Below are 11407 nucleotides of genomic sequence, written 5' to 3'. Positions count from 1 at the left end.
GCAGAAGAGGCAAAATTGGAAACGGAAAAGCGAGAAGGAGAAAAGGTAATCCAGGGAGCGGTGTAGCCTTTATCTAGCCCTGATCAACTCAATTTCTCTGCAATGGATGTAGAAGATCTCCATGCTTGCAGAGACGGTCAATGAATATGTCTTTAGTGCTGGATAGCCCATTGTCAGCACTGGGAAGCGCCTGCGAAAAGAGAAAAGAGTCGTCTCAAGAGTTTTAGCCGATCGCCTCCCCTGAAAATGGTAAAGTTTTCGCAGGGACGCTAGAGGTATGAAGCGATGAAAGCACAGGTATTTCGCGGAGTGAATCAGCTTTGCTACGAAGAGGTTCCCATTCCTGAAATTGCGCCGGATGAAGTGCTGGTGCAGGTCAATGTGGTGGGGCTGTGTCAGTCGGATATTAAAAAGATTCGCTATCCCCTCTATGAACCGCCGCGTATTTTTGGGCATGAAACGGCAGGGACGATCGCCAAAGTGGGTTCTGAGGTGAAATCCTGGGCGGTCGGTCAGCGGGTGGTGGTGCTGCATCACATTCCCTGTATGCACTGCGCCTATTGTCTGAACGAAAATTTCTCGATGTGCGATGTGTATAAGAACATTTCCACCACGGCTGGCTTTGCACCAAGTGGCGGCGGCTTTGCGGACTATGTGAAAGTGCCGGGGCATATTGTGCGAAATGGTGGACTGATTCAAATCCCGGACAATATTACGTTTGAGCAAGCCAGCTTTGTGGAGCCGACGAATTGCTGCCTGAAAGCCGTCAAAAAAGCGCAAATTCAGCCGGGGCAAACAGTGCTGATCACCGGAGCAGGTCCGATCGGCTTAATGTTTATCATGCTGGTGAATTATTTTGGGGCAAAGGCAATCGCCACCGATCTCATTCCTTCTCGTATTGAGAAAGCTCTAAATGTGGGAGCAACGGCGGCATTCGATGCGCGTGATCCAGACCTGCCCGCCCAGATTCAGGGAATAACCAATGGCATGGGCGTAGACGTGAGTTTGCTGGCGGTTCCGAGCGAAAAAGCCTTTTTCCAGGCGCTTGACTGTACTCGCAAAGGCGGCAAGATTCTCTTTTTTGCAGAATTCCCTGATGAGCTGGAAATCCCGATTAATCCAAATATTTTGTATCGACGCGAGATTGACCTGATGGGCAGCTATAGCTCCTCTTATCGAGTGCAGGCGTTGGCAGCAGATATTGTGTTTAGCCAGCGAATTGATGTGGATGCGCTGGTGAGCGATCGATTCTCGCTCAAGGATTTGTCAGCAGCGGTCGAGAAAGCCGTCTCTCCTACCCCGGAAACCCTGAAGATTTTGATCTACCCGGAAGCAGAATTGGCGAAGAAATAACCGCAAAGAGAAAACAGCTCTGCTGGTAAACTACTGAAGAACAAAGCCGAGGAGATTGCTGTGGCTCTAAGCGAATTTGCCTTACTTGTAGGGGCGGTACTGTCGAGCGTGATCGGTCAGTTTTTGCTGAAAGCAGGTGCCTTAAAGCTGGGCAAAGTGAGTGCAGAAAACGCAATGAGTCATGTTTTGGGAATTGTCACGATTCCTGAGCTGGTCGGTGGCTTAGTGGTTTACGCCCTGGGGGCGATCGCCTACATTTTGCTGCTGACGCGGGTGAATTTGAGTATCGCGGGCCCGGCAATTGCGTTGAGCTATGTGTTTGCAGTCATTATGGGCTATTTTGTGTTTCGTGAAACAATCCCGATCGCCCGTGTGATTGGCGTAGGGCTGATTGTCTGCGGAGTGATTTTGGTGATTTGGCAGAAGCCGCAGGGGTGAAACTCTTATCCTGACGATTTGACTAAAGGCTTGCTCGGATCAGCAAAAGATGCTGTAAAATTTAATGCCTCATCAATTCGTTTGTACTGTTGCAGGAGCAAACTTTGACGCACTTGAAACCGCCGCAAGCCCCGTTGCAGCCTCCTACGCTTCGTCCTTACCAGAACCAGCTGATTAAAGATCTCTATGTAAAGTTGGGGCAGGGACATCGACGGATTGCCATTATTGCCGGAACTGGGGCAGGCAAAACGGTGATTGGCGGCAAAATCTGTGCAGATACGGTCGCTCGCGGGCTGCGACTAATGTTTCTGGTGCACTTGGATGTGCTAGTGGGGCAGACCTACGAGAAGATGCAGGCGTTTGGGCTGCGTTGCGGGTTTATCAAAGCCGGATGGAAAGAAGACCCGGAGGCTCCTATTCAAATCGCTAGCATTCAAACGATGGAGAAGCGATCGTGGTGGCGCGATTGGAAAGCCAACGTCGTGTTTTTTGACGAAGGACACACCACGGTATTTAGCCAAATTGGGCAAGAGATAATTTACCAGACTCACCCGAAAGCCGTGCATCTCGCCATGACTGCAACCCCCTACCGTATTGGGCGAGAGCAGTTGGGCGATCACATGGAAACTTTTGTAGCATCGCCCGTGCCGTCAACGCTTCAGCAAATGGGCTATCTGGCTCCGATGCAGTATTACGGGGTTGCTCCCGATAGCCAAATTAATCTCGATGGCGTAAAAACGATCGCCGGCGACTACGATGAGCGCGATTTGAAGAATGCCTGCGATCGTCCTGAACTCGTTCAAAGAATTGTTGAAGAATGGCAGCGGCTCACACCGGGGAAACGCACAATTGCCTTTTGTGTGGATGTGGAACACGCTCGCCACGTTGCTGAAGCGTTTAAAGCCTCTGGCATTGCTGCTGCTGTGGTGGATGGCAGTACCCCAATCCGAGAACGGCGGCGGCTCTACCGGGCATTGGGCGAAGGAAAACTGCTTGTTTTGACCTCCTGTAATGTGATCAGTATCGGGTTTGATGAACCGAGCGTTGAAGTAGGGCTGTTGCTGCGTCCGACTCAATCGCGTGCGCTCCACTATCAGCAGGTAGGGCGGGTTTTGCGAGTTTCGCCTAAGACAGGCAAAACTGACGGAATTATTCTTGATCAGGCAAATAATCTCAAGCGGCTCGGATTTCCAGAAGACATCAAGGCATATTCCCTACCGACTCAAAAAGAGCCAGGAACCCATGAACCGCAGCCGACCAAGCAATGCCCCGACTGCAACCGCCTGATGTGGGGCTTTGTCATGACCTGTCCCGGATGTGGCCATCGGTGGGAGACCGAAGCCCAGGTTCACATCGAGGAACTGGTCGAAGTTCACAGCGAGGAAGTGTTGCGGCAGGCAGAACTGCGACAGCAAATTGCGTTTTTTCGGCAGCAGCGTCAGAAGGCTTATCGGGAAGGAGCGGCTCCTAACTGGGCAAAGCACGTTTTTTATCGAGAATACGGTTATCTACCAGAACCACACTGGTGTCTCGGCTCAATTTTTGGCATTAACCCCACTCCACAAGAGATGACCGCTTACCGAAACTATCTGGCCCGCATTCAGCAGCAGCAGGGAAAGCCGATCGCCTGGGTGTTTGACGAATTTCAGCAGGAGTTTGGTGACCAGAGCGAACCCGAACTGTTGTGGCGGTAATTCATTTAAAGTTCAATTAGAATTCAAAGTTCGAGATGGGTAATTCGGAATTGCGAACGCTGGAACTGACGATCGGGGCATGGCAAGCAGGGGGTTGGGGTTGATGCAAGGCTCAGGGAAGGTCGGTCTTTTTGCCTGAATCACGCATTAATCTTAATGAAGTTTTGAGACAAGTTTGGAGACAGGCCTATTCGCCTGATCAAGACTCTGGATCAAGGCCAGGAAACCTTTAATTACCCTCAGTTTTGCAATGCCAAATCCCAAATCCCCAGGGACGAATTACCGATCGCACTCTTTCCTTCAGACACCCAAACTGGATACAATACTGCGATAGCAGAATCACCGATCGTCATCCCCAATAATTACCCGATAACTATGAGTGTAGTAACCAAAGTTATTCTCAACGCTGATGAAGAACTCCGTTACCCCAGCAGCGGTGAACTTAACAGTATTCAAGACTTTTTACAAACTGGCGAACAGCGTGTTCGGATTGCTGGCGTTTTAGCAGAAAACGAAAAGCGAATCGTCCAGGAAGCCAGTAAGCAACTCTGGAAGAAACGCCCTGACTTTATCGCTCCTGGCGGCAATGCCTACGGTGACAAGCAGCGTGCCCTCTGTCTGCGCGACTATGGCTGGTATTTGCGCCTGATTACCTACGGAGTCTTGGCAGGCGACAAAGAGCCGATCGAAAAAATTGGTTTAATCGGTGTGCGTGAAATGTACAACTCCCTAGGTGTTCCGGTTCCGGGCATGGCGGAGTCAATTCGCTGCCTGAAGAATGCATCGCTGTCCTTGCTGAGCCAGGAAGATGGCGTAGCCGCAGCTCCCTATTTCGACTACATCATTCAATCCATGTCTTAATTGCCCGCAGCAAATTCAATTCTTCAGTTTAATTATTTTGTGAAAGGGGAGGTGTAATGCCTGCCCTTTTTTTTGAATGCTGGAAATTCAGATGCTGGAAATTTAGATCAAGCAGGAAATCAGCAGGACATTAGCGGACTTCTGGATTGGTGTAAGGGGCAGTATTCGGGTCGATCATCGGCTCTGGACGCGGATCGGTGTAAGGTTCAGTGTTAGGGTCAACCCTCGGTTCAGAGTTGGGGTCGGTGTAGGGGTCAAGATTGGGGTCAATCACCGGAGCCGGATTGGGATTGGTGTAGGGAGAAGTATTTGGATCGATCGCCGGATCAAGGTTCGGAGAGTAAGTCATTTAATTTTTTCCTTTTATGATTTGTCTGTTTGCTCTGATTCTAGATTTGAGCAGTCATCACTTGATTCTGTAAGAAGGAATAGGTATTTCGTTTTTCTTCTTTTTTCCTCCTTCAGGTGGAAGAGATTACTAAAGTACATCGCTCTCCTACAAACGGATATTTCCTGCCTGACGAATGCAGCTCTGATTCATGCAGCCTTGATTGATGCCGCAGGTCTCCTGAAGCTCATGCGCTACGTTACAAAGGCACGTTTAATGCCAGCTTGAGAAGCTAGGATAGATTTTGGCAATCTTTCACTTCACCCTATGTCGATCGTTGTTGCTGCCTTTTATAAATTCGTCAAGCTGCCCGACTATGCTGAGTTTCGATCGCCTTTGCTCGAACTTTGCCTGGCTCAGGGAATTCGCGGCACAATTCTATTGGCAGCCGAAGGAATCAATGGAACGATCGCGGGAACGCGCCAGGGAATTGATGCGGTATTAACAGGTTTACGGTCGGACGATCGCTTTGCCGATTTAGAACAGAAAGAATCGATCGCAGATGAGATGCCGTTCGATCGGCTCAAAGTGCGGCTGAAGCGGGAAATTGTAACGCTAGGAATTCCCGAAGTTGACCCAACTGAGCAGGTGGGAAGGTATGTGGAACCGCAGGACTGGAACGAATTGATTACCAATCCAGAAGTGACGCTGGTGGATACGCGCAATCAGTACGAAGTTGATATCGGCACATTTCAGGGCGCGAAAAACCCTGAGACGGCAACGTTTCGGCAGTTTCCGCAGTACGTTGAGCAGCAGCTTGACCCTGCCCAGCACAAGAAAGTCGCCCTGTTTTGCACGGGGGGAATTCGCTGTGAAAAAGCAACTGCCTACCTGCTGGCACAAGGTTTTGAGGAAGTGTATCACCTGAAGGGCGGCATCCTGAAATACCTGGAAGAAGTGCCCCCAGAGAAGAGCCTGTGGCAGGGCGAATGTTTTGTGTTTGATCAGCGAGTGGCAGTGCAGCAGGGTTTGGAACCGGGAACCCATGAGATGTGTTTGAGCTGCGGTCATCCGATTTCAGAAGCTGACAAAGCCTCTGCTGATTATGAAGCGGGGATTTCTTGCCCGTACTGTATCGATCGCCTCACCCCCGAAAAACGGGCTCGCCAACGGGCAAAACGCCAACAGCGTTAAGTCATCTCACCGAATCAGGAAGGGAAAGAACGTCCGAATTGTGCGGCGCAACCTCAGCAGATTCACCACCCGACGCACCTCCGGCGAAACCGTTGCCAAATTTTCTCGTGCGGCTTCTTCTCTGGCTTGCAGCTCGGCGTATTCCCTTGCCGTCAAGGGCTTTCCGTCCACAGGCGATCGCGCTTCGGTGATCACTTCAGTTCGCAGTACTTCTTCGGGCTGGTCTTCGGGGGGCGGGAGTGCCAGGGCAGGTTGAGCGACAATTGTGCTGGTGAGCAGGAAGGTAGGGAGAAGTTTTAGGAGAGACATGGTGAGGGAATGAAGGGATGAGGAGGTTAGAGTTTCAGCCAGGACTCGATCGCTTCAGTAGATTGGACGCGGTGCATTCCGGCATTGGCAAAGCGTTGGTAGGTAGCATCGGCGGCGTCAGTGAAGTCTATGACATTAGGAACGACGACTGGAGACGAGCAATCTTCAAGCAGATAGACTTTTTGCGCGAGCGCAGGATCAATTGCTTCAATTTCGCTGAGCAAGTCTTCGATCGTCCAGGCGACGCAATGGCTTTTTGCTTGTCCTGCCACAATAAGGGCATCGTAGCGCAGCAGTTTTTGCAGAAAGGCATGGTTGGTTTCGCCGATAGCCTCTTGCTCATGATCATGGGTGACTTCCGGCTTCAGTACCGAGTAATTTTCGGTCAGGGGATGGTTGCCTTTGAGTTCAAAGTAGGTTTGGCTGTCTCGCGCCATCGCGTGAAAAAAACAGGCTTCTTCGACAGCAGAAACGATCGCGTGTCCGATTCCACCCAGCATTGAGTGATAGGGCCAGATAGTCAGCAGGTATTTTTCGTTCTGCTGAAGCTGACGGACATAGTGCAACGCGTAGTTTTGCAAACGATTGAGATTTCCTCCAGCAATGTAATTCAGAATTGCTGGATTAACTTTCCAGACGCCTGTTTCGACATCGCTGAGTGAGATCATGGTCATCGCGGCAGGATGCTCCCCTGCATCATTGATCCAGAATACAGGATGAAAAATCTGCGTTGCCATGTGAGTGTCCATCGTGACAGCAATCTCGCTGATGGCTGCCAGATTGCGATAGATAAATTCACATAGGCGGATGTTGTCTTCTACTGCGCCCAAACCCGATCGCCCACCGACAAATAGTTCAAATTCGGGAATGCAAAAGGTATTCTGCACATCGATCAGCAGCAGCCCCACACGATGACGATCGGACCCGGCAGGCGGAATTCCATGCTGTTTTACCCAGGTTTTTGCCTCAGTTGCCCGCGCTTGATAGGGAACTCGCCAGACTCCATCCACATGACGGCGATCGAAATGGGGAGGGAGGGGGAGTTGGGTTAGCAGGTTCATTCGGTAAACTCCGGGAGTGGCGGGGTTTTATTTATTGTAGGGGTTGGGGCGATTGTAGGGGGTGGGGTGATGGGTGGCTGAGTTGGTGGATAGATGAGTTGGTGGGTGGATGAGAGAAAAGAGGAAAAGTTGAGAAATACAGAAAGTGATGCGATCGTCCCAAGATGCGGTAGAACATAAGTATTTATATTTAAGCAGCAGAATCAGGTTCACAATGCTTAAGTAAGTGGGAGTTAGCGCAGAATCATGATCAAAATGATCAAGAAGGTGCTGGGGGGATTGGCGATCGGGGTGATGGTGCTGGGGGGAACGATGCTTCCGGCAATCTCGCAGACTTGTACGGCAAACTGTCGGGCGAGGCAGATTCAGTTTGTGCCGGGGCAGCGAATTCGCTTGCAAATGGTGAATCAAACTGCCAGCTTGGTTCTGGTGGAGCAGGTTTTTAGAACAAGTCCTGTGCCAATTTTGCCGGGGCAGGAGCTTGAGCTTGACCCCAACTTTGGCACCGAACCAAATATCTCCGTTGTGTTCTGGGATGAAACTTCGTTACCACTTAGCGCGATCCTGTTTCGCCCAACCCCAAATACCCTTAGAATCGAAATTCGTCCGGGGGGTCGTCCTCCAGGCGATCGATCGATTTACATCGAAAATGACGGCAAAGTTTCGATTTTGTAGTTTCAATCGTCGTTCCTCACTACAGCCGAGCAATCATTCCTGTGCCTTCTTCCCGTTCCTCTCGCTATCCGATTCAACGCTGGCAAATTGCAGAAGCCCAGCCCGATCGTGCATCCCGGCTTGGGCAGTCGCTCCAGCTTTCGCCGCTGGTGGCACAAATTCTAATCAATCGCGGTGTTGCTACGCCTGAAGCAGCGCGTGAGTTTCTAGAGCCAGAGCAGCAGTTTTTGCCTTCGCCGCTGGACGATTTTCCCGATTTGACGATCGCGATCGAGATTTTGCTCAATGCGATTTCTGGCAAACAGTTTATTGCGATTTGTGGCGACTATGACGCAGACGGCATGACCAGTACGGCTCTGCTAATGCGGGCACTGCGCTACCTGGGAGCGGTGGTAGACTACGCGATTCCCAGCCGTATGCAGGAAGGCTACGGGATTAATCGCCGCATCATCGAGGAGTTTCACCAGGAAGGGGTGAGCGTGATTCTCACGGTGGACAACGGCATTACTGCTCATGAGCCGATCGCCCTGGCGCGGGAATTGGGCTTAGCAGTGATTGTGACCGATCATCACGATATTCCGCCGACGCTGCCCGATGCGAATGCAATTTTGAATCCGAAACTAATTCGGGAAGATTCGCCGTATCGAGGGGTGGCTGGCGTTGGGGTTGCTTATATTCTGGCGATTTGTCTGGCGCAATGTCTGCAAAAAACGCAGGATCTCACCACGCCGCTGTTGGAACTGTTTACGCTGGGGACGATCGCGGATCTGGCTCCCCTGACGGGAGTGAATCGTCGCTGGGTGAAACGGGGGCTAAGGCTACTGCCGACTTCGCGCAATCCGGGCATTGAGGCGCTTGTTCAGGTCGCAGGTTTGAGCAACGAAAAGGCACTGAAGCCAGAGGCGATCGGTTTTCGCCTGGGTCCAAGGATCAATGCGATCGGGCGGTTGGCTGACCCGCAAATCGTGATCGAGCTGCTGACAACCGAGGAAGACGGACGGGCGTTAGAGCTGGCGATGAAATGTGAGCAGGTGAATCAGCTTCGGCAAAAGCTGTGTGAATTGATCGAGCAGGAAGCGATCGCCTGGTGTGAGCAGACTCGATTTCAGCCGCAAAAGGAGCGGGTTTTGGTGATTGTGCAGCCGAACTGGCATCATGGCGTGATTGGCATTGTCGCGTCGCGGCTGGTAGAGCGGTACGGTGTGCCCGTGTTTATTGGAACTTATGAAGAGGAATCGGAACAGCAGATTCGCGGTTCGGCGCGGAGCATTCCTGAATTTAATGTGTTTGAGGCGTTGCAGTTTTGCGGCGATATTCTCGAAAAGTTTGGCGGGCACCGGGCGGCAGGCGGATTTTCGCTCAAGGCAGCTCACCTGGAAGAAATGCGATCGCGACTGCGCCTATTTGCCCACAATCAGCTTCAACCGCAGCACCTCAAGCCCCTGGTGACGATCGACGTGCAGGCAAACTTCCGCGACCTGAGTCATCACCTCTACGAACAGCTTGATGCTCTGCACCCCTGTGGCATTGAAAACCCCGATCCGGTTTTCTGGACACCCAATGTGCGCGTGATTGAGCAGCAGACGATCGGACGCGATAAAAATCACCTGAAAATGACGCTAGCAGAGGCAGATGATCCGACAATGGGCATTCGAGCCCTGGCTTGGCGATGGGGAGAATTCTACCCGCTTCCAGATCGGGTGGATATTGCTTATCGTTTGCGGTTGAATGATTGGAATGGCGTTCAGTCGATCGAGCTAGAGCTGGTCGGTGTTCGTCCCGTAGAAATGAAGACTGATCCCTTATCGCTGGGTTTAGCCGATGCCTTTGCCCCGAGCGAAACAAAGCTCGATTTATCAGAAAAATCAGAAATACCTGTAGAGGTCGGTTCATCTCAGAAAGCAGGCGTTAAAGCGAACGGTAAACTGAAATCGATCGCGTTATCTGTTAATTCGTTATTGGATCAACCTGTAAACGATTGCGTGAATAAAACTTCTAACACATCAGATAATCAATCTTCTACCCGAAAGGCTGATCAAACCGTTCATCAAAAATACGATTCGGCGAATGACCTGGCAGACGCTTCATTTATTCCGTTTGATTATAATCATCGCCAGTACGTTTGCTGTATTAAGCAATCTCTAACAGGAACAGGACGCGAACTTAAAATTCGCAATGCTGAAGAACAACTGCTCACGATCGACCCCGATCGACAGCAGGGGTGGATGGGCGACAGTCAGGCAACGGGGCAGGCGATTGATTTGGCTCAGGCGTTTTACTTTAACCTGATGCGATCGGCTCTTTGCGCGGTCGAGCTTGCCGAGAAAGACCAGTTGCTTCAGGAAAAGGATCGGCAAATTACTCTGCTGACACAGCAAGTCGAATCGCTGAAGCAAAAGCTAAGTCAGGTTTCTGCGCTATCGCCTGCCGTTTCCGCTCCGGTGATCCGTGTCTCTCCGAGTTCGACTGCTCTCAAGCAGCCTGTCCCAAATTCTGAAGGTCAAATCGCGGCTTTGGCGACGGTGCTCTCTGCTGGAGCGCAGCGCGAAATTATTTCCATCGATCCGGCAGAAGCCTATCAAGCAGACCTGCTTTCAACCAATGCAAAATCGATCGATTTCTCTGCATCCGGGCTACGCCTGTCTGAACTGCTCGAACGCGAAATCGTGCAGCCTTTTTTCGATCGACTTCAGCAATCTTTCCTCGGTCGAAATGGCAGAACTCCGCTCGCATCGATCGTACCCCCTGTAAGCCCCGCAATTCATCACCTGCCTCCCTTTCTAGCGAACGAATGGTCTGTGCTGCGCGAAGAGATTTTGTGTTCTCCTGAATATCCTCAGGAATACTGGTACGACGATGTAATCTCTGATGAAGTGAACGAAGCCGATCGCCAGACAATTCACGCTTTCCTGGCAGAATGGCAAACCCCGATCGCTTTTTGGCTGCTGCATCCCCAAGCCGCTTCGATTCTGAGTCAGATCGATCAGCTTCAAATCATTGCTTTAGATGCTGATGCTTGCCTGTATTCCTGGCAATTTGATTTATTGCGATCGTTTATTTTAGGGGGTGGTTAGCCTAAATGTCTCAGTCTTTGTCCGGGCAGGGACGAGCAGGCAGAATGGGACTGTAGCGGCGAAACTCCGAGAGGTATTGCTCCAGGACAACAAATTGCGGCAGATTCAAGCTGTAGTAGATCCAGCGTCCTTCCTGGCGCGATCGCACTAAGCTTGCATCCTTCAGGGTCTTGAGATGAAACGACAGCTTCGATTGAGCCACATCCAGCAACTCACAGAGGTCACAAACGCAAAGCTCATTCTCCCGCAGCAGCTCCACGATTTTGAGGCGCAATGGTTCTGAGAGTGCATGAAAGCCAGCCACAACCAGTTCAGAAGGAGAAGAGACTGCCTTAACCATTCGGATTCACCGTATCTTATGAAGCTTTATTGATATAGCCTCTATCCTAAAGCATTCATCTTCGTGCTGACAGCTAAGAC

At 51.1% G+C, this 11407-nt stretch carries 11 protein-coding genes; 7 read left to right on the top strand and 4 right to left on the bottom strand.

Annotated features, from left to right (window positions below; genetic code table 11):
* Positions 1 to 285 precede the first annotated feature (285 nt).
* The 4 genes from H6F80_RS27390 (at position 286) to H6F80_RS27375 (ending at position 4346) form a co-directional block, all read left to right on the top strand.
* A complete protein-coding gene (locus H6F80_RS27390) occupies positions 286 to 1353 on the top strand; it encodes a zinc-dependent dehydrogenase (protein ID WP_190794683.1) in 1068 nt (355 codons plus the stop codon).
* Between the two features lie 60 nt (positions 1354 to 1413).
* Positions 1414 to 1791: an EamA family transporter gene (locus H6F80_RS27385; protein WP_190794682.1), complete on the top strand. Its 378-nt coding sequence runs from the start codon at positions 1414 to 1416 to the stop codon at positions 1789 to 1791.
* 104 nt (positions 1792 to 1895) lie between these two features.
* Positions 1896 to 3485 (top strand): DEAD/DEAH box helicase, encoded by a 1590-nt coding sequence (locus tag H6F80_RS27380; RefSeq protein ID WP_242067599.1) that lies wholly within the window; start codon positions 1896 to 1898, stop codon positions 3483 to 3485.
* Positions 3486 to 3860: 375 nt separating this feature from the next.
* Positions 3861 to 4346, top strand: coding sequence for an allophycocyanin subunit alpha-B (locus H6F80_RS27375; protein WP_190794681.1), 486 nt, complete (start codon positions 3861 to 3863; stop codon positions 4344 to 4346).
* Between the two features lie 130 nt (positions 4347 to 4476).
* Here H6F80_RS27375 and H6F80_RS27370 read toward each other — a convergent pair whose 3' ends face one another.
* On the bottom strand, positions 4477 to 4695 hold the full coding sequence (locus H6F80_RS27370) for a hypothetical protein (RefSeq protein ID WP_190794680.1): 219 nt from the start codon (positions 4693 to 4695) through the stop codon (positions 4477 to 4479).
* A gap of 306 nt (positions 4696 to 5001) precedes the next feature.
* Between H6F80_RS27370 and trhO the strand changes: the two genes are divergently transcribed.
* Positions 5002 to 5868, top strand: coding sequence for an oxygen-dependent tRNA uridine(34) hydroxylase TrhO (gene trhO, locus H6F80_RS27365; RefSeq protein WP_190794679.1), 867 nt, complete (start codon positions 5002 to 5004; stop codon positions 5866 to 5868).
* A gap of 6 nt (positions 5869 to 5874) precedes the next feature.
* On the opposite strand, the gene H6F80_RS27360 is transcribed toward trhO, so the two are convergent.
* The gene (locus H6F80_RS27360) at positions 5875 to 6177 is read right to left on the bottom strand and encodes a hypothetical protein (protein ID WP_190794678.1); all 303 of its coding nucleotides are present in this window, start codon (positions 6175 to 6177) and stop codon (positions 5875 to 5877) included.
* Positions 6178 to 6203: 26 nt separating this feature from the next.
* A complete protein-coding gene (locus H6F80_RS27355; protein ID WP_190794677.1) occupies positions 6204 to 7238 on the bottom strand; it encodes a cysteine hydrolase family protein in 1035 nt (344 codons plus the stop codon).
* A 246-nt stretch (positions 7239 to 7484) separates the two neighbouring features.
* Between H6F80_RS27355 and H6F80_RS27350 the strand changes: the two genes are divergently transcribed.
* Together H6F80_RS27350 and recJ are read left to right on the top strand one after the other, a co-directional pair.
* Complete coding sequence (locus H6F80_RS27350; RefSeq protein WP_190794676.1) at positions 7485 to 7913, top strand: hypothetical protein; 429 nt, start codon at positions 7485 to 7487, stop codon at positions 7911 to 7913.
* A gap of 41 nt (positions 7914 to 7954) precedes the next feature.
* Complete coding sequence (gene recJ, locus H6F80_RS31485) at positions 7955 to 10987, top strand: single-stranded-DNA-specific exonuclease RecJ (protein ID WP_518523668.1); 3033 nt, start codon at positions 7955 to 7957, stop codon at positions 10985 to 10987.
* Between the two features lie 10 nt (positions 10988 to 10997).
* On the opposite strand, the gene H6F80_RS27340 is transcribed toward recJ, so the two are convergent.
* Positions 10998 to 11327 (bottom strand): ArsR/SmtB family transcription factor, encoded by a 330-nt coding sequence (locus tag H6F80_RS27340; RefSeq protein WP_190794675.1) that lies wholly within the window; start codon positions 11325 to 11327, stop codon positions 10998 to 11000.
* Between the last annotated feature and the right edge of the window lie 80 nt (positions 11328 to 11407).

The sequence above is a fragment of the Leptolyngbya sp. FACHB-711 genome, from assembly GCF_014695615.1.
GTDB lineage: Bacteria > Cyanobacteriota > Cyanobacteriia > Elainellales > Elainellaceae > Leptolyngbya_A.
Note: the sequence above shows the minus strand (reverse complement) of the source record. Positions and strands in the feature narration are given on the sequence as shown.

Bases quoted from the DNA above. Each gene is read 5' to 3' on its own strand.
- H6F80_RS27340 (WP_190794675.1), bottom strand. From the start codon at position 11,327: ATGGTTAAGGCAGTCTCTTCTCCTTCTGAACTGGTTGTGGCTGGCTTT.
- H6F80_RS27355 (WP_190794677.1), bottom strand. From the start codon at position 7,238: ATGAACCTGCTAACCCAACTCCCCCTCCCTCCCCATTTCGATCGCCGT.
- H6F80_RS27350 (WP_190794676.1), top strand. From the start codon at position 7,485: ATGATCAAAATGATCAAGAAGGTGCTGGGGGGATTGGCGATCGGGGTG.
- trhO (WP_190794679.1), top strand. From the start codon at position 5,002: ATGTCGATCGTTGTTGCTGCCTTTTATAAATTCGTCAAGCTGCCCGAC.
- H6F80_RS27370 (WP_190794680.1), bottom strand. From the start codon at position 4,695: ATGACTTACTCTCCGAACCTTGATCCGGCGATCGATCCAAATACTTCT.
- H6F80_RS27360 (WP_190794678.1), bottom strand. From the start codon at position 6,177: ATGTCTCTCCTAAAACTTCTCCCTACCTTCCTGCTCACCAGCACAATT.
- H6F80_RS27390 (WP_190794683.1), top strand. From the start codon at position 286: ATGAAAGCACAGGTATTTCGCGGAGTGAATCAGCTTTGCTACGAAGAG.
- H6F80_RS27375 (WP_190794681.1), top strand. From the start codon at position 3,861: ATGAGTGTAGTAACCAAAGTTATTCTCAACGCTGATGAAGAACTCCGT.